At 57.7% G+C, this 22,536-nt stretch carries 23 protein-coding genes, 1 tRNA gene and 2 pseudogenes; 17 read left to right on the forward strand and 9 right to left on the reverse strand.

The genetic code is table 11. The annotated features are described in order from the left end of the window. Window positions 1–539: 539 nt before the first annotated feature. Window positions 540–1,082 (forward strand): transcriptional repressor LexA, encoded by a 543-nt coding sequence (gene lexA, locus AB1555_15445; GenBank protein MEW6248090.1) that lies wholly within the window; start codon window positions 540–542, stop codon window positions 1,080–1,082. A 1,001-nt stretch (window positions 1,083–2,083) separates the two neighbouring features. Here lexA and AB1555_15450 read toward each other — a convergent pair. After that, window positions 2,084–2,159 (reverse strand) — tRNA-Met (locus AB1555_15450). Between the two features lie 313 nt (window positions 2,160–2,472). Beyond that, a pseudogene (locus AB1555_15455) lies at window positions 2,473–3,384 on the reverse strand (hydrogen peroxide-inducible genes activator). 219 nt (window positions 3,385–3,603) lie between these two features. Here AB1555_15455 and AB1555_15460 point away from each other — a divergent pair. From AB1555_15460 to AB1555_15535, 16 genes are all read left to right on the forward strand, one after another. Beyond that, window positions 3,604–3,894 (forward strand): hypothetical protein, encoded by a 291-nt coding sequence (locus AB1555_15460; GenBank protein ID MEW6248091.1) that lies wholly within the window; start codon window positions 3,604–3,606, stop codon window positions 3,892–3,894. An 83-nt stretch (window positions 3,895–3,977) separates the two neighbouring features. After that, window positions 3,978–4,454 carry a DNA starvation/stationary phase protection protein gene (locus AB1555_15465; GenBank protein ID MEW6248092.1) on the forward strand — a complete coding sequence of 159 codons (477 nt, stop codon included), beginning with the start codon at window positions 3,978–3,980 and terminating at the stop codon, window positions 4,452–4,454. A gap of 548 nt (window positions 4,455–5,002) precedes the next feature. After that, window positions 5,003–5,584 carry a sigma-70 family RNA polymerase sigma factor gene (locus AB1555_15470; GenBank protein ID MEW6248093.1) on the forward strand — a complete coding sequence of 194 codons (582 nt, stop codon included), beginning with the start codon at window positions 5,003–5,005 and terminating at the stop codon, window positions 5,582–5,584. A 17-nt stretch (window positions 5,585–5,601) separates the two neighbouring features. Continuing rightward, entirely contained in the window at window positions 5,602–6,402 is an 801-nt protein-coding gene (locus AB1555_15475) for a zf-HC2 domain-containing protein (GenBank protein MEW6248094.1), read from the forward strand. 474 nt (window positions 6,403–6,876) lie between these two features. Then, the gene (locus AB1555_15480) at window positions 6,877–7,887 is read left to right on the forward strand and encodes a metallophosphoesterase (GenBank protein ID MEW6248095.1); all 1,011 of its coding nucleotides are present in this window, start codon (window positions 6,877–6,879) and stop codon (window positions 7,885–7,887) included. Window positions 7,888–7,930: 43 nt separating this feature from the next. Next, complete coding sequence (locus tag AB1555_15485) at window positions 7,931–8,422, forward strand: hypothetical protein (GenBank protein ID MEW6248096.1); 492 nt, start codon at window positions 7,931–7,933, stop codon at window positions 8,420–8,422. A gap of 57 nt (window positions 8,423–8,479) precedes the next feature. Beyond that, window positions 8,480–9,118 (forward strand): hypothetical protein, encoded by a 639-nt coding sequence (locus tag AB1555_15490; GenBank protein ID MEW6248097.1) that lies wholly within the window; start codon window positions 8,480–8,482, stop codon window positions 9,116–9,118. A gap of 17 nt (window positions 9,119–9,135) precedes the next feature. Then, window positions 9,136–9,402 carry a hypothetical protein gene (locus AB1555_15495; protein ID MEW6248098.1) on the forward strand — a complete coding sequence of 89 codons (267 nt, stop codon included), beginning with the start codon at window positions 9,136–9,138 and terminating at the stop codon, window positions 9,400–9,402. A gap of 2 nt (window positions 9,403–9,404) precedes the next feature. Next, a complete protein-coding gene (locus AB1555_15500) occupies window positions 9,405–9,602 on the forward strand; it encodes a Com family DNA-binding transcriptional regulator (protein ID MEW6248099.1) in 198 nt (65 codons plus the stop codon). A gap of 145 nt (window positions 9,603–9,747) precedes the next feature. Continuing rightward, on the forward strand, window positions 9,748–11,364 hold the full coding sequence (locus AB1555_15505) for a hypothetical protein (GenBank protein MEW6248100.1): 1,617 nt from the start codon (window positions 9,748–9,750) through the stop codon (window positions 11,362–11,364). 64 nt (window positions 11,365–11,428) lie between these two features. Continuing rightward, complete coding sequence (locus AB1555_15510; protein ID MEW6248101.1) at window positions 11,429–11,908, forward strand: hypothetical protein; 480 nt, start codon at window positions 11,429–11,431, stop codon at window positions 11,906–11,908. 2 nt (window positions 11,909–11,910) lie between these two features. Further along, window positions 11,911–12,237 (forward strand): hypothetical protein, encoded by a 327-nt coding sequence (locus tag AB1555_15515; protein ID MEW6248102.1) that lies wholly within the window; start codon window positions 11,911–11,913, stop codon window positions 12,235–12,237. Between the two features lie 146 nt (window positions 12,238–12,383). Next, on the forward strand, window positions 12,384–13,298 hold the full coding sequence (locus tag AB1555_15520) for a hypothetical protein (protein MEW6248103.1): 915 nt from the start codon (window positions 12,384–12,386) through the stop codon (window positions 13,296–13,298). Window positions 13,299–13,324: 26 nt separating this feature from the next. After that, complete coding sequence (gene ccsB / locus AB1555_15525) at window positions 13,325–14,236, forward strand: c-type cytochrome biogenesis protein CcsB (protein MEW6248104.1); 912 nt, start codon at window positions 13,325–13,327, stop codon at window positions 14,234–14,236. A 1,063-nt stretch (window positions 14,237–15,299) separates the two neighbouring features. Next, window positions 15,300–15,467: a hypothetical protein gene (locus AB1555_15530; protein MEW6248105.1), complete on the forward strand. Its 168-nt coding sequence runs from the start codon at window positions 15,300–15,302 to the stop codon at window positions 15,465–15,467. A 110-nt stretch (window positions 15,468–15,577) separates the two neighbouring features. Further along, window positions 15,578–15,895 carry a hypothetical protein gene (locus AB1555_15535; GenBank protein MEW6248106.1) on the forward strand — a complete coding sequence of 106 codons (318 nt, stop codon included), beginning with the start codon at window positions 15,578–15,580 and terminating at the stop codon, window positions 15,893–15,895. A 184-nt stretch (window positions 15,896–16,079) separates the two neighbouring features. Here AB1555_15535 and AB1555_15540 read toward each other — a convergent pair whose 3' ends face one another. From AB1555_15540 to AB1555_15570, 7 genes and pseudogenes are all read right to left on the reverse strand, one after another. Further along, entirely contained in the window at window positions 16,080–17,684 is a 1,605-nt protein-coding gene (locus tag AB1555_15540; protein MEW6248107.1) for a ferredoxin--nitrite reductase, read from the reverse strand. Between the two features lie 103 nt (window positions 17,685–17,787). After that, window positions 17,788–19,032, reverse strand: coding sequence for an MFS transporter (locus AB1555_15545; GenBank protein ID MEW6248108.1), 1,245 nt, complete (start codon window positions 19,030–19,032; stop codon window positions 17,788–17,790). A 20-nt stretch (window positions 19,033–19,052) separates the two neighbouring features. Then, window positions 19,053–19,370 (reverse strand): P-II family nitrogen regulator, encoded by a 318-nt coding sequence (locus AB1555_15550; GenBank protein ID MEW6248109.1) that lies wholly within the window; start codon window positions 19,368–19,370, stop codon window positions 19,053–19,055. A gap of 23 nt (window positions 19,371–19,393) precedes the next feature. Beyond that, on the reverse strand, window positions 19,394–20,524 hold the full coding sequence (locus tag AB1555_15555; protein MEW6248110.1) for a molybdopterin-dependent oxidoreductase: 1,131 nt from the start codon (window positions 20,522–20,524) through the stop codon (window positions 19,394–19,396). 48 nt (window positions 20,525–20,572) lie between these two features. Continuing rightward, window positions 20,573–20,971 carry a hypothetical protein gene (locus AB1555_15560; GenBank protein MEW6248111.1) on the reverse strand — a complete coding sequence of 133 codons (399 nt, stop codon included), beginning with the start codon at window positions 20,969–20,971 and terminating at the stop codon, window positions 20,573–20,575. A gap of 21 nt (window positions 20,972–20,992) precedes the next feature. Continuing rightward, complete coding sequence (locus AB1555_15565; protein MEW6248112.1) at window positions 20,993–21,493, reverse strand: hypothetical protein; 501 nt, start codon at window positions 21,491–21,493, stop codon at window positions 20,993–20,995. Window positions 21,494–21,726: 233 nt separating this feature from the next. Next, window positions 21,727–22,200, reverse strand: a pseudogene (locus AB1555_15570) (sigma-54 factor interaction domain-containing protein). Window positions 22,201–22,536 lie beyond the last annotated feature (336 nt).

Below are 22,536 nucleotides of genomic sequence, written 5' to 3' on the forward strand. Positions count from 1 at the left end.
GGTTTGAACCCCAACTAATTGAGTGGAAGAAAAGAGGTGTAGGCATTAGCATCCATCGGCACATTAAACCACTTGTGTTTTTCGATTGGCCGACGGTTTCCAGATCATCAGCGAGTCCGACCGGCTGCGCCGATGACGAAATACACGGGGACAAGCCCGAGGTTGGGGATAATTGCTCCTGTGCAGTTCGGGTTTCCCAGCTTTGAAAATGCGGGGCCTGTCACCGACCAGCCGGGTACCCGGTGCCGGGGCACCCGTTGCTTCGTCTTGCAATGGGTCGCGTGCAACTGGTGGGGGGCACCCAGGTCGGCGCCACCCGCATTTTCCGGGCCCAAAGGGCCATGGAGACCGTGGCCTTCCTGGCTGACCGAAACGGTGCAGAATAGGCTTTAGACTTTCAATCAAGCTTTCGGTCCCGCCGACGCCGGCCGTCTTTTTCCCGCGCTGTTTTGACCTTCCTTGTCGGCAACACAGGTCGTTGCGTGCGAAATTAGGGGCTTGACACGCGACTACCCACTGATGTAACCATTGGTTACATCATGAAGCCACGGGAACTGAAACAACTCCGACATTCGTTAGGATTGACGCAAGAGCAGCTTGCAAAAGCGTTGCACACGACTCGCATGACGATCACGCGGTATGAAGGTGGAACACGCCGTATCCCCGGGGTGGTGGAGGTTGCGCTGAAGCAAATGATGTCATCTGCGCAGATTCCCATGGCCGGGATTGTGGCTGCCGGGGCGCCGATTGAACCGGTTCCTCAGTCCGAGTTGGTCGAGGTGCCTCCGGGGATGTTGCGGGACGGAGAGAATTTCGCCCTGCGGGTGAAGGGCGAATCGATGTTGGACGTGGGCATTCTGCCCGGGGATCTGGTCATCGTTCATAAGCAGCCAACGGCACGGAACGGTCAAACCGTGGTCGCGCTCGTGAATCAAGAAGCCACGATCAAGACGTTCTACCAGAAAGCGGATCGCATCGAACTGCACCCGGCAAACCCGTCGATGAAGCCGATTATCGTGACGCCCTCGGATGATTTCCGCATCGAAGGAGTTCTCATCGGTGTCGTCAGGTATTGCCGCTGATTGACGGTGGTCATTACAAGGAGGTGACGTATGGCTGTCCGGATATCGCACCGACTGACCGAGCGTCTCATCGGACTAGAACGCACGGTCGAGCAGTTGAACGCCCGTGTGAATCAACTCCACCACCGGTTGAGTGAACCGGCTTGTGGCGTAGGATCGACTCAGCCCTGGACCGGTTCGTGGTTCAGCCGTTTGATGAACCGCCCTATCCTGACGCCGCCACAGCGGACTGTTCGGGAAAATAGAAGGAGGGCGTCCCATGAGACCGCGTCGCGGAACTGATCCAAGCACAGAAGGGGCCTGTTCAGATTGCGGAATGATGGTGCCGCAACGGACTCGCTGCCTCGATCGGCAGACCCATTCGGCGCTCGATTTGTGCGGCAGATGCCTTGGCGCGTTCATGCAGCGCCAGCAATTTCTCACCGGCTGCTGCGATTGAGGCGTCAAAGTCCGGCCGCGTCGGTGACGCTACATCTCAAATAAGCGGCCGGCTCAAGCGAAGCGTGGTGTGACAGCAGTGGAGGGGAGGGTAGCGAAAGGGTTTTATCCCGTCGGCAAGAGCAATTTCTCAAGGCTCCGGGTCGAGCAAGCTCGGAATTGGAGAAAGAGGAAGTCAACTGGAGGTGTCTCTCCGCTCGCCAGGAGCTATCGGATGGCTCGCGGTTTCAGCAAGCTGTCGGAATGATCAATAAGACAATTTTGTAAGGACGAAGGTGTTTATCCGCGGGCATCAATAACGATAAAACGCTAAAGCGCCTGCGGCACGAGCAAGCTCGGTTTGGTGGCGGTGGAGGGGTATCGAACCCCCTCCGCCGCCGGATCGGCTCTGACGCCTGCCTCACCGGCTCCCACGAGAGGGCCAGCCGTCTCGTGCGCTCCCCACGAAGGGAGCACACTCCCTTCGAAACCCTCCGTCGGGGGTTCGACCGACGACGAACACTGAAGGGTTTACGCAGTACGAAACAACGGTGAGGAGCCAGCGGTACACACGAAGTGCGGTATGGTGGCGGTGGAGGGTATCGAACCCCCGACCCGCGGCTTATGAGTCCGCTGCTCTACCAACTGAGCTACACCGCCACGTCATTGACTTCTAAGGGTTTCTCGTCGTGCCCGCCGAACGCTCCGGCCCCGAACTGTGCACCAACTGTTCACCGCGACTGTGCTGCCGCTCGTGGTGTGCTTATACCACGCAGCAAGGACCTCGTAAAGGTCCCTGCCCTCACGGCCACCCGTTCCTCGTCCGTCTTCGTAGTTTCTCACGCAAGAAGGATCTCGACGGTGAGCTTCTGATGATCGAATGGGCACAGGGAGGGAGTCACGATGGAGAAGTAAGCCCTCAGTCCAGTAGGCTCCCCGCCGAGTCCAATCACTTCGTCGGAGGACTGATGCTCTACGGCTGCTTCAGTGGCACGAGTCCGGCTATCTTCAATGACTGCACAGCATCGGCAATGGCGTCGATCGCTGCGGGTCTGGGAAACCCTTTGCGCCAGGCGAGGCCGATGCGGCGTTGTGGCACGGGATCGGCAATGGGCACAACGGCTAGGCGCTTATGACGATGTTTGGCGGTCAACGCGCTGCATGGGAGGACGGTGATACCCAGTCCTGAGGCGACCATCTGCCTGATGGTTTCCAGCGAGTTCCCCTGGATGCCCTCATGATCGGAACGGCTGAGCTCGGGACAGGAGTCCAGGACCTGCTGGCGGAAACAGTGGCCCGCGTGTGGGAGCAGCACTTGTTGGCCGGCAAGGGCGCGGGAACCGATCCGCGATTTCTTCGCCCAAGGGTGGTTGACAGGCACGACCGCCTTGAACGGTTCGTCGTAGAGCACGCGAGCCGAGATGCCCGGTTCGTCGAATGGTCACGCGATCATGATCGCGTCGAGTTTGCCGTTCTTCAACATGCGACTCAGATTTGCAGTCAGATTCTCTTCGATCTCCAAGGGCATCTCCGGCGCATGCTTGCGGAGAGCATGCACCAGATCCGGCAGGAGGTAGGGGCCGACTGTGGCGATGACTCCGAATCGCAAGGTCCGTTTCAATTGGTCTTTGCCCTGCGCCGTGATCAGCTTGATCTGGTCCGCCTCCTCTAACACCCGTTGAGCCTGTTCGACGATCTTCTGGCCAAGCGGCGTCAGGGCCACGTCCTTCCGTTTCTTCTCGAAAATCTACGCGCCCAACTCGTCCTCTAGTTTCTGAATCGCAAGACTGAGCGCCGGCTGTGTGATGAAACACCGCTCCGCCGCGCGGCCGAAGTGGCGATCCTGGGCCACGGCCACGATGTATCGCAGTTCTGTCAGCGTCATCTTCGTCCTCGAAGCGTTTTAATAAACAAAATAAATCATGAAAGCAGACACAATCAATTGGACTCATGTTTCGCCAAGCCCTATGCTGCAGCCAGAGAGTACATAAGAGAATGTCTGCGTTACATCATAAGAAAGGAGGAAGAGACCCTGACACGTCATCATCTGGTTCGAAGGGGCGGCCCGTTGCTGCTCGCAGGTCTTTTTGCAGGGTGTGCGGGATTGGCGGCCGATCCACCATCGCCGGCGACAAAGTTGGGCGAGTTGAAGGCCGTCAGCCCGCGGGAAGCCGCCGAACTGGCCTTTCGCTATCGCCAACAGGCCGCCGATCTTCGCGAGGCTGCGCGTCGGTACGAGCTCGAGGCGAAGATTCTGGCGAAGACACGAGGAGGAAACGACGAGCAGGTCCGGCGAGATCTCGAGACGGCATCACAACTTCAGACGGCTGCGTCGCAGGCTGAGGGAACAGCCATGGAGTATCGCCGGCAAGTGCCACATGCCCAAGTGTATTGAACCGAGGAACTGAATCACTGTGCGAATACCAGTCGACCTCGACCGGGCGACTTGACTAGGTGATCGTAAAAGGAGGGGAGACTATGGAACGCAATATCGGACTCACAGCCAACCAGCAGGCCAGTGTGGCGCAGATCCTCGCCAGCCTGGTGGCTGACGAATATGTGCTGCACACGAAGACGCGGAACTCTCATTGGAACGTCAGGGGCCCGCAATTGCACGATCTGCACAAGTTCTTTGAAGCCCAGTATGAAGAGCTGGATGACATCGTTGATGAGATGGCCGAACGGATCCGTGCGCTCGGTGAGTCGGTGCCGGGGACGTTGGCGAAGTTTCTTCAGGCGGCACGACTCAAGGAGCAACCGGGGCAGCGCTCTTCAGCCGCCGACATGATCGCTCAGTTGCTGGCTGATTATGAAACCCTGATCCGGCAGCTTCGGAAGGATCCGGAAACAGTAGGGGCGGAGCACCACGACGCCGGGACGAACGACTTTCTCACCGGTCTCATGGAGAAGCACGAACACATGGCGTGGATGCTTCGCGCGCACCTGGAGACATAACTCGCGAGCGGACAATCTCAGGCTACACCATCTAAGTTTGGTCCATCATCAGGAAGAAAGGACAGGCGGCATCGCCGAACCGTTCGATCGAGAATCCGTCTGTTCGACCGAAGCGGAGGAGGCATCCGGTCGCTTCGGGGTGTGACATGGCGTGGGCATTCGATACCGACGTTCGGCGGCACCCCGTTGGCTTTTCACCCCTTCCACTGCGGGCGATAGGGGACCCCGCTCACGCGTCACCCGCTCCGTCTTGTACAGTTCTTCGCGGCCATTATTGCTTGATCTGGTCTAAGGCCTTATGTTTTCGAAGAGATTCGGTCTTATTGGATCGGGAATATACGGCCGGCCTTGTCTGTTAGAGACATACGGGGTGGATGACTGTAGCGTAGTGTGCCTCTTTGCGCAAGACTCAAGAAATAGCTATTCACGAGAGAGGGTGTGTATAAATTGTCGTTTTAGAGTATCATCTGCGCAACCTGCTGAGAGCTACCGTGTGATGCAATGCGATCTATGTAAAGGTTGTGTTCGGGGTCATTAGCCGGGCCTCTATGGATCTCGACAAACAACGCGATGCTTTTGAAGCAGCCACTCTTCCGCACATTGATGCGTTGTATAACTTTGCGTTGGTCTTAACGAGGCAGCCGGAAGAGGCCGAGGATCTTGTCCAGGATACCTACGTTCGTGCGTTGCAATTTTTCAGCCGTTATGAATCGGGGACGAATTGCAAGGCCTGGTTGTGTACAATCATGAAGCGCATTTTTCTGAATCGCGTTCCGCAACGAGCTCGAGAGGTGCTCTGCCCGGAGCAGACCCAACACGGTGATGAGGAATTGATTGAGTCTCTCGACAGCGGCGTGAAGCTCGATGCGGCTCGAAGCGAGCAAGAGGGCGTGTTTCGGCACGACGTGGCGATGGCGCTGGAGCTGTTGCCTGATTCATTCCGCGTCGTCGTCGTGCTCAGAGACATTGAGGGATTTAGCTATCGTGAGATTGCTAATCTATTAGATTGCCCGATGGGGACGGTGATGTCGAGATTATCGCGCGGGAGAGAGCTGCTCCGCCAGGTGCTGAGCGCGTACGCCAACGTGGAAGATCAACCGACAACAAAGGCGAAAAAGGTAAGCCCCTGATGCTTGATTGCCAATCCATGCGACCGTTACTCCATCCCTATCTCGATGGCGAGCTTGACACACGAGATGTCATCGAGATCCAAGCGCACCTGGAGGGTTGCGCGGACTGTACGGCTCTGTTCCGTAACGAAAAGTTGTATCTTGACATGCTGAAAGCGTCTTTGCGCCGGGTGCCGGCACCCAGTAGGCTTCCGTTCAAGGTCAAGCAGGCGCTCGACAAAGCGACCGAGCGAAAACAGTCAGCCATCAGGTTCTGGAGGGTCCTCGTTCCCACGTTCGCAGTCTCACTCATCGTTCTGGTCGCGAGCGTCTTGTTAGTCCGTCAGCCTACGGTGCCGGGGTTCGTCATCGCGGCGGTCACCGCGCATGAGCAGTACGCAGCTCATGAGGTCTCGCTGGAAGTCAAGAGCAGTGATCCACGCCGGGTCTCGAGCTGGTTGAGGGAACGGGCGGGCTTTACCGTCGCGCTCGGTCAAAGTCCGGTCAAGAATCTGAAGCTCATGGGAGGGACCGTTTTACCGATTCAAGGGAAAAAGGCGGTGCTCTTGGCGTACGATGTCGACGGGCGCCCATTGTCCCTTGTGATGACGACTGCGGATGGCGTAGAACTGTTCGGCAGTCAGGAAATGATCGATACGAATGTCCACTTCTATCAATCCTCGTATCATGGTCTTCAGACAATGAGCTGGACGCTCGAGGGAATGGCGTACGTTTTCGTGTCCGATTCTCAAGACAAAAATCGACAGGCTTGCCAGATTTGCCACGGTACCGGTCGATTGCTCCAATCTGCGGTTAAGGCCGCGAGAAAGTTGATCTGAGCGCCTCGGTCCGTCTTCTGGGCCGGGCTGTATCAGCCTTCCGCAATTCCGTGTTTCATCCGACGTAAAGCCCGCTGTCCTGCCATCGTTTCCCCCCCCCAAGAACCAAAAGTCATTCACAGCGTATCTCTGCTTTGAAATAGGCGCGAGGCTAGAGGCCGGGGCTAGAGGTCGCAGTTGCTACCCCCTTGCCCCGAGCCCCTTGCCTCTTACCGGTTCGTGATTTTCATCATGCGAGGTGAGCGATCGATCATGGGGATTGTTGGGAATAAAAGGAGGCGCTGTTCTGTTATTACGCCAAGGTTACAACAGGTGACGACTCGATCGGCTGAGAAGACCAACGGCGAAATGAAAGAAAGGGGGTGGCAGGCAAGGGGGTAGCAAACAAAGAGGAGAAGTTTGGTCAGGTGAGTGGGCCAGTCAGTCATAGGAGATAGTAGGTGAAACTGAGGGTAAGCATCCTTGGAGGGAATGATGAAAACAGACAATAACAAGCCTCTTGTGGGACTGGGGGTCTCACGACGGGATTTCATGAAGATGTCCGCGTTTACCGGTCTTGCGGCATCGCTGGGTGGATTGGTGTCGCTCGATTTTTTGTCTCCATCGGCCGCGCAGTCTGAAAGTATGGGGATGACAAAGCCGTTTACGTTCGCGGTGATGGCCGACCACCATACGATGGGACCCAAAAACAACTACATGAAAATGCGCGTTGAGCGCTGCGTGCAAGAGATCAACAACTTGAGTTCGAAGCCTGACTTCATCATGTCGCTCGGCGACGTGGTGCACGATGGGTCTGATGAACAGATGAAGTTCTTCGATGAACTCATTGCGCCGCTCAAGGCTCCCGTGAAGTACATCACGGGCGAGCACGATTGGTATCTCGATTTGGGAGAGTCCTACAGCAAGCATTACGGCAAGACGACGTATTCGTGGGATCACAATGGGGTCCACTTCATCGCGCTCAATACAGTGATGCTGAGAGACTTCTGGACCGCGCGTGGTCTCACTGCTCAAGAACGAATGGATATCGCCGGCACGCTGAATCACCCCCTGCCTGGGCCTTTCCACGTCGGCGAGAAGCAACTCGTCTGGCTCCGCGACGACTTGAAGAAGGTCAAGAAGACCACCCCCATCATCATTTTTTCCCACTCGCCGCTGTACTACTACTACAAGCCCTGGAACTTCTGGACAGAGGACGCTCCTGAAGTGCATCTCCTGCTGGAGGGATATGAACATGTCCAAGTGATTCACGGCCATGTTCACCACATCGTCAAGAACCAGATCGGCAACATCAAATTTGCCAGCAGCCTGTCGACCGGGTGGCCGCATCCTTACCCGACCAGTGGAGTGCCGGCCGGATCGCCGAAGATGCCGCGTGCCAATCCGGCCAATATCTTCGGCGGCTTAGGGTGGGAGACGATGAGCGTGGGTGATCAAGGGGAAGTGAGCGTCAAGTATGAAGAGTGGTCCCGTACGAAGGCCTGATCTCAGGGGAGGTGTAGTGATGAAGATGAAGAGGAACGTATCGATGAAACACGCCGTATGGATGGTGATCGGGGCATTGGTCGTATCGGTTCCGGTATGGGTCTATGCACAGCGGGCCATGGATATTCAAACCTTGCCAGGCCTGACCTCTGAAATTCAGCGCAAGGATGCTCAAAGTGGTGAAATCCTGGACCGCAAAACGGTCGAAACCGGGACCAAGGAACTGCAAGAGATGATCGCCTTGGGCGATAAGCTCTGGCACAGCCGTGACTTGCCGATGAGCGGGAACGGTCAAGCTTGCAACATGTGCCATGCGGATGGATCTGTCACGCACCCGGAGACCTATCCCAAATACAAACCTCAGTTAGGACATGTCGCCACAGTGCAAGAAATGATCGGGTGGTGTATCGCGATCCCGAACCAAGGGAAGCCTTACCCCTTAGGTAGCAAAGAGATGAATGCTTTGGAAGCCTACATGAACTGGAACAACCAGGGCCAGGTCATGCAAATCGGAGCGGCACCTTCAAATTCCTGACGCAAGTACGGGCGCATCCTCGTCATACGCGGGACCACAGCAAAGGGAGATCGCCACATGAGCCTGAAACTATCCCGGAGCGACAAGCGTGCAGCTAGCTGGTTTTTGGTCCTGGGGGTCATCGCTGTCCTGGAGGGGATCCCTTTCAGGGCAGCGGCCTTCCCCGGGGAGTCGGCCATGGAGATGATCGTCAAGCACGGTGCCCCGTCCTTGCCCGCATCCGTAGAACTTCCGCCAAAGGCCCTACTCCAGGCAGGGAAATCTCCCTCCGTCTTGGTGGTCTGGTTCAACACCAAATACCATCCACTGGCGTTACCGCTGGAGTTGGAAGGGCGGGTTGTGGCATCGTTTCGATTCGACAGGGAGTCGGCATTGCGGCGAATTAAGCAGGGTGAGTCGTATGCGATGTGGGATGATTTGCGCAGCGACTTTGAGAATCTGTTCACCTCCCTGACCGCCGAGCAGTTTCAGCAGTTTCTCACTGCATTGAATCGAGGATGGACGGTCACAAACATCACCCACCATCAGGAACCGCCCTACGATCTCTACGAGGCCGTGTCGCGCGACGGGAAGCTGAAAGCCGAATTTTCATTCCGGGCGCCCCATGTCCCGTCACCGTCCGCGAACGATCCGTACTACGGGGGGAAGTTTCCGGACGGCAATTTCTGGGTCCGCGTCCAGCGCATTAAGACGTAAGGACGAAGGGGGGCGCCATGGCACCCGATATTTTGGATTTGCGATATCGGATCGAGAAGGCCGAACGGCAGTTCGATGACATGCGCAAGTTAGTCGAGGCGAAAGGCTACGATTGGGACACGATTGATCTGAAGCGGATGCAACGGGAGCTCGATGATTTGATAAAGCGGTACGAAGAGCGGATGTCGAAGATTCTGGGGTGCGCCTATCGATACGGCTCTTCATCCGTGAAGCCCCAAATCGGAACCCATCCGTTTGATTTCCACCAGACGCGGGAGAAATGACCATGCCGAGCCGTTCGCAGATTGCTCGCGAAGCAAAAAGAGGCGGGGCTCCTGCGCTGGCATTTCAAGAGGTGAGATGCCAGCGTTGCAGCCGTCTGTTGCTCCGGTGGGATAGGAGCGGACCGTCTCAAGTCGAAGTGAAATGCCCGCGCTGTCAAGAGATGAACTTGTTCACCTTGCTCGGTCCCACAAGCTGCTGACTACGCCGTCGTCGTGACTGTGTCGCGACGCTGACATATCGAGACTCGGAAGCCCTCGAGGCTCAGAAGCCCATCGCGGAGTGACATCCGGGATGGGCTTTTTATTGGGTCCCACGTAGCTGGCTGATTCCAGGAAAGGAGGATTATGAAAAGGTTTCTACTCACTGTCACGTTCGCTCTTGGATTGCCTGGTCTGGTTTGCTCTGCCGGATACGTCCTGGCCCAGGAAGCTGGCCCGGTCGTACAGGCGCCGCCTGTAGCCGGTCAGGAATATGAGCAGTATTTTCGTCCCGGCCCGAGGTTTTCAGGCCCCGCTACTCTAAGCCCCAAACTCACGATCAACGGCGATTTTCGCATCCGTGGGTTCTACAACACTAACCTGACGGATGCGAGTAATGCGCGCAAGGACAGCAACGCGTTCAATATTCAGCGCTATGTGCTGGATGTCGGCGTGGTCAGCGGTGAGGGTCCGATCAGCATTGAGGGTCACGTGACGCCGTTCTTGACGAGTTCCAACGGTACGGGACAGTCGCGCCTCGGCAAGGTCGCCTTTGGCCCCGATAGCAGTGCGGCTGTGACGTGTACCGGTGTAGGTAATGAGGGAGGTGCTACGGCGTGCACGCAGAACACGTTCTCGATGCTGCAGGCCTATCTCAAATTGAACATTTATCGGGCGAGTTTCACGGCCGGGCGCCAGATTTTCACCATTGGGAATGCCTTGCTGGTGCAAGACGCTGTGGACGCGTTTCGCCTGGACGTGCCGATCGGCTCCATGTCGACGATCACGGTGGCGAACCTGAAGATTTTGGATTCGACCCGGTCGGCTGGGGCGGGCGGTGTGTTTCCAGGTACCGGATTGTTTGGCGGGACCGGTGGCGACACAGACCTTTATCTGCTGAATTACCGCTTGACTCCGGACAAGGACTTGCGTGTCGACGTCTTCGCTGGGTACTACCAGGATCGGGGCCCCTCCTTTATCACTCAACTCAACCCGGCGTTGCCGGCGCTCGGCGCGCCAGCTTCTGCGCATGCCGGTATTTATGGCATTGCGGGCGACGTTCGGAAAGGCATTTTTCACGGAGTGTTCGAGGCGGACCTGATTCGAGGGGTCATTCAGAATCCGAACGGCCCCGCGCCGTTGCTTCAAGGGTATAACCTGCTCCTCGGTGGGGATGTGGATCTCGGAGGTGGGCTTAATGTCGGAGCAACCTTTCTGCACAGTTCCGGTCAGGATGCCGGGGACTTGAGCACCGGCAAGCGGGCGAATATCAACGGCATTAACGGCAATTATACGATGGGGATCATCACGATGAACGTCGGAGCTCGATCGCCCGCGCCCATCGACGGAACCTGTCCGAGCTGGTTCGATGCTCAGGGCTTGGGAGGAAGGCCGGGATGCTACGGCGGCTCCGGCCTCACCGCGTTCAAGTTTGCCGCGAATTACACGCCGCCCTCTATGCCGAAACTGAATATCGAAGGCGATGTCATACCGGTTTGGACGGCCCGTGACCGACCGATCCAGACTGCAGCCGGCAGTCCGAACTTCACCAAGGGGGGCGATCATATCGGTACAGAGTTGGACATCTTTCTCCGGTATCAGATTCTCAAGGACCTGTCAGCCGTGGCAGCCTATGGGTATCTGATCACTGGCAATTATTTTGAGGCTCCGTCGGCTACGACAGTCGGGATCGGAAACAACCCGGTCACGCAGAAGGCCGATAATATGCAAGTGGGATTGCTGGAACTGAATTATCGCTTCTGAGCCACTGCTGTGAGTCTGACACCGCCCGTGTCTGAAATGAGGTGTACCTAGAGGGAGGTAGTACATGCTGAGGAACGAAAGGCTGACCATATGGATTGGAGTGAGCCTCTTGGTCGTCGCATCGGCGCTCAGTGCGGAGGTGGCATCCGCAAAAGAGATCAGGTTTATCGCCCAGGAAATGGCGAAGGAGCGCGCGATTTGGCAACCTGGTACGATTGTCATCGATCAAAAGACCGATCTGAAAGAACCGTTGTATTTCGTCCTAGAAAATCCGACCGGGACCGACCACGAGTTTGCCGTGGGAGGGCTGCTCATGGTTCTCCCCGAAGAGACGACCAGTTCGCTCCGACCCGATCCATTCACCGGTCCGATCACGGGGCACGTGATGGCCCCGACTCGAGTCCAAGTGAAGGCCAATAGTGCCGTGAAAATACAAGTGGCGCCTATCGGGTTGGAAGGAGCGCGCAACCTCGGGGCTCGGTACCCGTTTTTCTGCCCGACTCACAAAGATCTCCACTTGGGAGGGTTCATTCTGGTGGAATAGCAATGGTTGACAAGCTAGCAGGAGACCAGCAGCAGCGGATGGTGGACGGAGTTGGCAAGTCCGCCATTGATGCCTCCATTCCTTTCTTCTCAGGACGGATAGTCGACTTGTGTATCGGGGTTCGGACCGCGCGAATCGTGTTGGGCGTTGCCGGCAGTCGGATCCATGCGATACTTGATAAGTATGAGATCGATGATTTTGTGCTCGGAATGGAGTTGTTAGTTCAAGTGCGGCCCGACGCGATCAATCTGTTCCTTCTCGGTTCGGAGGCCTCTGGGATTGTACGTGTATCCGGTGGTGTCGTCCTTGCGCAAGAAGGAACGGTCTAGACAGAAACGGGAGAGCCGACCACCCCGCATTCCGGCACTCGAGAGGTTCGGGTGTTCCTCCTGTCCTTCTTGGCCTGTCGGGTGGGCGGGCCGCGCTCTCCCTCATTTAACGGTCATCACGTGGGAACGATGAAAAGAGGCCATGGATGGATAAGTTTCCACAATGGACCCATACTATTCTGATGTGCGAGCCGGGGGTCATAGGGGCTGTGACTGGCGTCTCGGCGGCGATCGCGTTGAAGACGTACCGGCCGGAGTGCCGAGTGACCTGTGTGGTCAGTGGCGACGGGGCTCCGATTTTGGAACGTCATCCGGCCGTCGACCAGACGCTCAGTGATCTGAGCTTCCCGGACCTGGTGGCGTTCTTTCGACGGCAATCGCCGGGCTCCGTGCTCCTGTTGACCTACAGCCCCGGAGGGTTTGTTGCCGCGATGCTCGCGCGGGTTCCCGTCCGGATCTGCTGCGATGGAGGATCAGGGTCGGGGACCATAGCGCGCATGCTGGCCGGTCTCTTCGGCTGTCGCCAAGCTGCGGTCGAGGCATCGGTGCCCAGCACCTTCCGGATCATGGGCCTGCCCTCTCGCCTTCCACCTCGCCCCTGGATCGTCCTGACGCCGCGAGAGCGGCGGCGCGCTCAACGGCGCCTTAGAGCCCTGTCAAGACCGCGCGTGTTCGTTCATCCCTCATGTTTATCCGGCGCAATGGGTCTCCTAAACTCTAAATGGAACCTTGTCTTGGCCGGCCTGAAACGATCAGATCAAGAACCTTGCTCTCTTGCCCCGTGGCTGGAACGCGGGGCGCTTGATCTCCTCTTTAGCTTGTCCTTGCGCGAATGGCTCGCGGTGCTTGCTGAAACAGATGTGCTGGTGTCGGCCGACGAGGAGTCGCTCGTCCTCGCGGAGGCCATGGGAGTTCCGGCGGTACGGGTGGCCAAGACCCCTGGAGACAAGGATGTAAGGTCCGTCTTGCCGGAAGCGGTGGCCTGGCAGGTGGAAGCGATTCTCCGCCACCGGCTCCGAATCGTGCGACCAACCGACGTGCATCAGGCGGGAGTCGTCTGAACCTCCCGTGTCAGTGCGAGGGTGCCATGCTGCGGTCCTTGTTTCTGTTCGATATGACCTTCTGGCTCTACCTGGTTGCATTTGTCCTCTACGTCTTGTACGTGTTCGTCAAACGTCCTTCCGTTGAGCTGGCTGTCGCTGGCCCGTCGCTCACCTCGAGAGGAAACGAGGCGGGATGGGCGGGGCAGATCGGGCAGGTTGCGACCCTGGTCACCGCAATCGGGTGGCTCGTGAATACTCTCGCCCTGACGATCCGTGCGAACGAACGCATGCAGCTCTCCGGCACCTTCGCCCCCTGGTCCAACCAGTTTGAAGCGATGGCCTATGTCTCGTGGGCCATCATTCTCGGCTACGTAGTGCTCGAGTCGATCTATCAGCTCAGAGCCGTCGGCGCGTTTGTCGTCGGGATCGGATTTATCGCGATGGGGGCTGCTTCCTTGCTGCCGTATCGGTACCAGACCGCGGAGCCGCTCGTGCCGGCGCTCAACAGTTATTGGATCTATATTCATGTCTCGGTGACGCTGACCAGCTACGCGGCCTTTGCGATGGCAGGCGGCCTCGGGGTGATGTACCTCGTGAAGGAACGCGCGGATCGGCGAGGAGGCCGGTCCAGAATCGCGGCCAGCCTGCCCGATCTGGAAACCATCGACGAGCTTGGCTACAAGGCGATCATGGTGGGATTCCCGTTGCTGGCCTTCGGGATCATTCTCGGGGCGATGTGGGCGAACTATGCGTGGGGCGGCTACTGGAGCTGGGATCCCAAGGAAACCTGGTCGCTCATCGTGTGGTTGATCTACGGCGCCTATATCCATGCTCGGATGACTCGTGGCTGGGAAGGGCGCCGCGCCGCGATCTATGCTATCTTCGGGCTGCTGATGGTCATCTTCTGCTTCTGGGGGGTAAACTTTCTGCTGTCTGGCCTCCATGCCTATGCGTGATCGGAATCTATCGTTGCGGAGTCCAAGAATCGAAAGGAGGCAGGCATCATGTGGATCCTTTTCGTGGGTTTTGTCGTGGTTGTTTCAATGGTCTGTTTGCGAGTGATTGCCAGGCTGTTCCTATCGGAGTAGGGCACCCAGCACAGTCGAGTCGTTGCTCGATTTCCTTCTCACTGGTGTGCTAGCATTTCTACGATGTGGAAAAGGAGTCTCGATTGTGGCTCCGGTTCTCAAGGCAACTCTTTCAAGCTGCCTGGTAGTCGGACTCTTCGCTTGCGGGGCATTGGGTCCCGGTCACGTGATTGTTTACCAGGACCCGCAGTTCACGGTGAGCGTGGTGCCGGATCCGTCCGTGGACACCGCCAAGCCGTCCACCTTGCATGACCATCCTGCCAGAATCAGGACAGATCAAGTCTTCGGAATTCTCAGAGAGATCACCGTCGAGCGTTCGCGCGGATTGCTCGTATCGATGGTGCTAGGGACCCAGCGCGAGCCTGGGTTCTCTCGGGAGGAATTGACCATCCTGGCCCCTCAGGTCTCTGCTGGGCTGGCACGTGCCTCGTCGAGGGACCGGGTGTCCGTGATCGTGTCACGGGCAGTAAATGCGAAGACTCCTGAAGTCTTAGAGTGGGCGGTGTGGATTCACAGTGAGACGTTGCATGTGCAACTCGTGCGGCACCAGGTTGCAAGCAGTCGCCAGCAGTCCGAACTGAAGTCAACCCTGGAAGGAGCGGCAACGAGAGGCCCTGGGGTGTCTCGTGATCTTCCCGGAGATCTGACAGTCGGGTTCGCATATCCGGAGTACCTCGTGGCCGTAGAACCGTCTCCGGCCACAGAATTATTCGGGAATCCTCATGCCCATGTGGCAATTGATTACCGACGGTTCCTATCCACTCCGTCGCCCAAGGCTCTGTCTTCTGAGCGCACTGCGTCTTCTTCCGTTGCCGGTCAGGGTTCCCATATTCAGCGTGAGCCAGAAGTTTCGAAGGCGGCCGATGAGACGTCCGTCATTAATGCGGGCGGAGACAGACCTTCGAACGATGTTCAGGCCGTGGCGGAGCGTGTGAAAACTTTGGAGGCTCAGGTCAACGACCTGCTCGGTGTGGTCAAACAGCTCACCAAGGAACTGGCTGAGTCGAACAGGGCGCTTACCGCCAGGGACGAAGAGATCCGGTCGCTCAAGAAGCAGGTGAAACCGGCTGAACGGCAACGGAAGCCTCGGGCTCCGTAGAATCTGAATGGGATCGCGCGCAAGACTCTTTGATGGTTTCTTCGCTGCCCCTCTCGCATCCCCCTGCAACGAGATATGGACTCCGCACGCACCAGTTTATCATCCCGGTCATGGGTGCGGTGCTCATTTTCTGGCTGGCGATGCTGGCGTCCTGCGCCTTGGGGTCCGAGGACTATCTCCGAGACTCGCTCGATCTTGCGACCCAGAACGACATTGTGGCTCGGTGGGGTCTACCGGCAATGGAACAGCCAGGAGCTGACGGAACCACGGTCTTAACCTATGAATATCGAGTGAACCGCCTGATCCCGGTCTGCCGCGATATTCCCGTCAGTGATTGTGTGCGCGGCAGACAGGAATGCATCGCCTACCGCCTCACGTTCGACACCGAGAAGATTCTACGCAGGTGGACGAAACACCCCTGCTCGTAGCCATCTCGTTTCGTTAGCCCAAGATCTGCGCGGTTCAGCGGGATCTATTCTTCACGATCTGTGAGACATGCGCTCATCGGCTTCAGAGAGCAGACCTCATTCCCGTTGGATGATGTTGAAAAACGGCTCAAGGGGAATTGGCGTCGCTTCTGCATCACGCCACACGAGTCTCCAAAACGCACCGCTACGTGGGTAAAAGTCCGAGGGGTGACAGCGGTGCACTATGGCACGGCGCTGAACGACTCTCCGCTTCGGGCTTGATCAAAGGTCGCTTCGGCTCGTTTCCCCTTGCCCGATGCATCTTCTCGCGAGTGTGATAGGGAATGAGCCCTTCCAAGACGCGGGGAAGTTTTTCGCACGGGACGTCTTCCAAAATCTTGAGGGCCACTTTGGGGTTAGGACCGGAGCAGCCACCCACATAGACATCCACGGCATCCACGACGTGCCCGTCGACTTTAGCCTTCTTGCCAAGCAATCCGATGTCGGCAACCAGGTGGTTCCCGCAACCGGCTGGGCAGCCGGACCAGTGCATCGTGATCGGCTTGACCCCATCCCTTAGGGTTGCTTCCAGCGCCCGTGCCGTTTCAACCGCCCTACTTTTTGTCTCGATCACAGCCAGGTTGCAATAATCATTGCCGACACAACTCACGAGTCCCTTTCGGATGGGCGATGGATTGTAGGCAAACTGCGCGACGAGCGGCTCTTCCGCGAGGGCTCCCACTTTCCGATCCGCCACATTGGGAATGATCAGCGCCTGAGCGGGAGAGAGCCGGATCTCTCCTGTGCCGTATCGCTCGGCGAGCGCGGCGATGTTCTGAAGATCGACCGCCGCGATGCGTCCGACGGCCACCTTGAGCCCTACGTAGTTCAAACCGGCTTGCTTCTGGCGGTAAATCCCCACGTGATCGTTCGTGGCGCTCCTTCGGGCGTCGATGCCGGCCGGCTTCAGCGATCGTCCAAGGCGGGCCTCAACCTCATGGCGAAAGCGTGGTTCGCCCCAGTCCTCCAAGAGAAAGGCCAGACGCGCCGCATTGCGTCTCTCGCGTGGCCCGAAATCGCGATAGAGGTGGATGATCGTCCGGCATACCTCAAGAACCTCACCTGGCGTCACGAAGATATCGAGCGCACTGGCGATCCGGTAGCCTCCGGAGCCCAACTTACCTCCGGCCAGGACATTGAAGCCATACACTTTGTCGCTGCCGACTTCCCGATAGGCCGGAACAAGAGCCAGATCCTGCGTCTCCAGGTGAAGGCAATTATCCGGGCATCCCGTGACGGCGATGTTGAACTTGCGCGGCAAGTTCGTATAGGCCCGGTTGTCGAGGATCTCCTGTGTGAGAGCGGTGACCTCCGGTGTGGCATCCAGGGTCTCGTCCGGACTCAGTCCTGCCACCGGGCAGGTCATGATGTTGCGGACGTTATCCATACCGGTTTGCAAGGAGGTCAGTCCGACGTCATCCATCCTCGTGAAGACGGCTGGCACGTCGTTGATCCGGATGTGCCGAAGTTGCACTTGCTGGCGAGTCGTCAGATCAAGCACGCCGTTCCCATAGGTCGAGGCAATCTCAGCCAATGCGCGCAGCTGATACGAGGTGGTTCTGCCGCCCGGAATCCTGACCCGGATCATAAAGAGGCCCGGTGTCGGATTGCGGAGGAACAGGCCGCACCATTTCAGTCTCTGGATATCGTCTTCCGAGATCGCTTCCCATCCGGTTTGGGCGTAGTGTGCGATCTTGGCTTTGACGTCGAGGCCGTCGCATTCGTGTTTCATCGCTTCGATCTTGTTCATTGGTCCCTCATGCGGAAATGTGGCGCGGATCCGGCAGACGCTGGCTCGTTTCGTTGAAGGCGGTTATCGGTGGACGGGATGGTCATGAACCTCCGTGTGGAGATCAGCCTCCGAAGACCACTTCCATTCTGATCCGCCTCGGTTGGTCTAGAGCTAACTCTTCCACCGGCGGTGCCCACGCCAGCGTCCATCGCCGTTGATGCACCGCTATGGCGGCCCGGCAACCAAGCGCAATGAACGCAAACACGAGAAATCCCGCTCCATAAGAGCCGGTCAGGTCCTTTAGCGCGCCGAGCAGGGAGGGAAGGAAAAACCCTCCGACTCCGCCCGCCGCTCCGACGATTCCGGTGACGACGCCGATCTGGCCCGCGAACCGCTGGGCTACCAATTGAAAAATCGCGCCGTTTCCCATGCCCAGCGCCAGCATCCCGAGAAACATGAGACCCACGACCGGATACAATGGGGGCAGGAGGCCGACACACCCAAACAGGACGGCGATGAACCCGTAGAGGAGCCTCAAGAGCCTGAGCCCGCCCGCTCGATCGGCGAGGAAGCCCCCGACCGGTCTGATCAGACTCCCGGCGAAGACGCAGAGCGCCGTCAGCATTCCGGCTTGGACTGCCTCCACGTCATATTGGTCGTGGAAAAAGATACTCAGAAAGCTGGCCAGTCCGACGAACCCGCCGAACGTGACGCTGTAGAAACCACAGAACCACCACAGGTCTGGCTCCCGGAGAACTGTGGCCGCCCGCGGAGGCGTGCGGGGAGGCACTTCACGAGCGAGAAGCAAAAAGGCGATGAGCGTCGCCAGCACGGGGAGTATGGCGAGCCCGAATACGCCATGCCATCCGATTCCATCAAGGTGAGCCACTCGCGGAGCCACCAGAACGGCAATGATGGTCCCGCTGTTACCCGCCCCGGCGATGCCCATTGCGAGCCCCTGATGCGCCAATGGATACCACCGGCTGGCCAGCGGAAGCGCGACCGCGAAGCTCGCCCCTGCGACTCCCAGAAGAAGGCCGAGCCCCAATAATTCGGGAAAGCTCCCAGCCGCCCGCCAGCCCCAGAGCAGCGAAATAATCACCACCGACAGGCTCCACGCGCCGATGCGCTTCGGGCCAAACCGATCTGTCAGGACTCCAATGAGGATCCGCATCGCCGCCCCGCTGAGGAGCGGCACAGCCACCATCAGCCCTTTCTGGGTCGGGGACAATTCCAAATCCTGAGAGATCAAGACCCCCAGCGCGCCGATCAAGACCCACACCATGAAACTCACGTCGAAATAGAGAAAGGCCGCCAACAGCGAGCCGGGGTCGCCGCTCCGAATCCCCGCGATCAGCTTCTTCATCTCCGCGCAGCCTCCTTTTTCTAGAGTTCCCGCTGTCCCGTTCGGATCGTATAAACTTCCTGGACCTCCTGAACGAAGATCTTCCCGTCGCCCGGGTGGCCGGTATGGGCGCTGTCTTTGATCGTCTGCACGGCCCGTGGACAGTCTTGATCCTCGACCACGAGCATGACCATCAGCTTGGCAAGCTCGGAATAGGTCACCGATCCGACCTGAATCCCGCCCTGCCGGCCGCGCCCGGTCACCGGGAACTTAGTCAGGGCATAGAAATTCTCCTTTTCTAGCGCGGCGATGACATCGTTCTCTTTCTCTGGGCGCAGAATCGCGAAAATCCTCTTCATGACAAGCGGTCCTCCGGCAACAATTAGCGCACAGTCACACGGTCGTATTCGGCTGCGCTGATGCGGACGGCATCAGCGACTTCCAACACGAATATTTTTCCGTCTCCAAAGTGACCGGGGCCGCTCCGGTTGGCCCGGATCAAGGCCTCGATCACCTCGGCAACCATTGCCTTCTCGATCACCATCATAAAAAGCAGTTTCGGAAGGAATCGGATCGCCGGGCGGTTTCCGATCTGGGCTCCAGCCGATGGAAATCGCAGCCCCCGCTGTCGACTTCGACCCATCACCGGCTGTGCGCTGTAGGCCACAACGCCGATCTGTCGTAAGGCCCTCTGAGTCGCCGCTCGCTTGTCAGGTCGAACAACCGCCATGACCTCGCACAGCGAATCAGAGCGGCTGAGGTGTTCCTCTACGACCGTCAGGTGAGAACTGAACACTGTGGCCTCGACGGCCGGGGCATTCGGCTGTCGCATCACCGCATCAATTGGTGTTTGACGGACCGATGCAACCATGGACTCTGCGGGGTCGGCCGCACGGCCCACCGGTTGCTCTATCCCGAATCGTTTCTTCCATGACGCACTGAGTTGTCCAGTTCGACTCTGGCCGAGCAGACGCTTGATGCCTACCGGGTTGTGACGGTACGCCTTAATGGCGCCGATCCATTTGACGCTCTTATAACCCTGAAGAAAGGGCACTACCAATCGCAGCGGTCCTCCGTACTGGTTCGGAAGCGGGATGCCGTTCAACATGGTTGCCAGCAGAACTCGCGGATCTCGCGCCTCGTCTCGCGATAAGGCTTCGAAATACATCCCATCACGGGACGCAAGGGCGTAGTATCCCTCCGGATGGGTGTCAATCTTGAGGTGATCGAGCGCGTCCACCAGCCTGATGCCTCCCCATTCGACCGTTTCGGACCAGTTGAAGATCTGACAGACCAGCGGGGCCTTAAGTGAGACAAAGGGCAACGCGGCCAGGTCATGCCAGGTAATTCGTCGAGGATGCTGGTCTAGACCACAGATCTCGATGCCGAGCTCGTGAAGCGTCGTCTGCGGCGGTACGGGATACAAGGACAGCACCGGCAGAGGATCGGCCTCGAAATCCATCACCGCGAACTTATCCGCGAACTTGGGATAGTTCACTCCTTCTCTCTTCATGTTTGGGCCTCACTCAGGGAGTTCGTCGCATTGGAACGAGGCATCTGGTCATCTCAGATTATGATCAAGATGTGATTGCACCGGGTCCTCCTCAGCGATCTCGACGCTGGCCGGAGCCATGCGGAGAGCTTCTTCGGCGGAGCTCGCATGCTGGTGCAAAATCCTGTACATTCGTTCCAATCGAGCCAGTTCGCTAGGCAGTCGCACTTTTTCCCCCATAATAGATTTCCAGCAGAGCGGTCCGAACAATCGCGCTTTCCGATGGTCGAAGAGCACGAAATTCGTAACCTCCTCAATTCCCTCTCCAGTTCCGAGTCCTCCTGAAAAGCGCAAATCTTCGCGGAGCGCCACGTGCACCTTGACCCCATCGTCCAGTTGGCTCTTGATTGTCCGTTGGATCTCCAGCGAAGCCAATTCTTTACGGTGAAGCACAAAGTTGCGGTCCACGTCGACCCCGCGTCGGCTTGCTTAAATTTGGGCTTGGTCGTAATTCCGTTTTTGTACCTTTCCGATCCAGTCGGTGATATCCACAGCATTGACCGCTTGAACGAGATGGATGCACTGACCGGGGCTTTGCGTGGCTTCGTAATAGCATTCACTCTCGGTCAGCGGGATGTCTCCTTGCCGGAGCATGCCGAGTACATTGCGCATGCTTTCAACCAGCGCGCGCCCTTTTCTGGCGGCCTCGACATCTTCAATGAGCTCCACCAGCGAAGGAAGGGGCTGCAACTGGCCGACGGCGTCGAGCATCGTGGCCTGAAGCTTGACGAGGCGGGCCTGAAGGAGGTGAACTGCCAAGGTCAGCAAGAGGCCCACGGCCAAAACGATATAGGCTTCCCGCTCCATGTGCAGCCCCACCTGGAACAGCTGCGCCAATCCGGCGGTCATGAGAAACTTCACAAGCAAGTTCACCGGCACACCATGATACCTCTCCTTCGTCTTCGCAAATGGGTTGAGTTGATAAACCATAACGAGTCGATTGTCTGCTTCAAGCCTCACGAAATTAAGTAAGCAACTTGGATGCCACACCTCACAATGGCAATTCGCGAGGATTCTTGGGTTCTGAATGGAATCACCGGGTCTGATGCTGACACTATTGTCGGACAACAGACAACGTGACAGACATTTATGTCGGAAGACATGGTGCCAGACTCACTCAATCGGTAATAAAAAAGGATCTTCTCGGAAGGTTCCTCGAATAATCATCCATCCAAATCCCGGTGAGTCGTCCCGATCAGTCGAACGTCAACGGCAATGGGCTGGGTACCTCCGACCCGCTCGAATCGTCGATCCTGGAGAACGCGCAGCAGCTTGACTTGGGTAGTGACGGGGATGTCCCCGACTTCATCGAGAAACAAGGTGCCTCCGTGAGCTTGCTAGAACCGCTCTTTTCGCAATCAAATCGACCCGGTAGAGGCGCCAGGCTCAGGGCCGAACAGTTCACTTTCCAAGAGGGTCTCGGCTACCGCGGCACAATAGAGCGCCAGAAACGGACCGTTCGGCCTCAGGCTTGCCGTAAGAATCGCTTTCGCCACAAGTTCTTTCCCAGTCCCGCTTTCGCCCGCAGCAATATTGTTGCGTCGCTCTGACAGACCAGCCGAATGGTCCTGTAGGCGTCGGACATCGCGTAGCTGCGTCCAATGAGTGTCATAATCCCTGACGGTTTGGACTTCCATTGGGGCGTGCGACTATCGCTCATCAAACAATTATGGTCAGGTTCTGTCCCGTCCAAACGCTATGGGTGCCTCGAGCGTCCTGGATGGATAGTCGATTATACTGCTCCCCTCTAAGACAACGGCCAACTGAACTCAGTAAACTGAGGCTGATCCACCAGGGAGGGATGAGCCATGAAGCGACGGAAGTGGGACGCGAAAACCAAACCCACCATCGTGCTCGAAGGCCTCAAGGGCCAATCGGTCACAGCCATCTGTCAGGACTACCAGATCAGTCAAGCACACTCTTACTAGTGGCGTGATCAATGTCTCTCAAACGCCCCCAAAGCGTTTGAGGTG

The sequence above is a fragment of the Nitrospirota bacterium genome, from assembly GCA_040755395.1.
Taxonomy (GTDB): domain Bacteria; phylum Nitrospirota; class Nitrospiria; order Nitrospirales; family Nitrospiraceae; genus DATLZU01.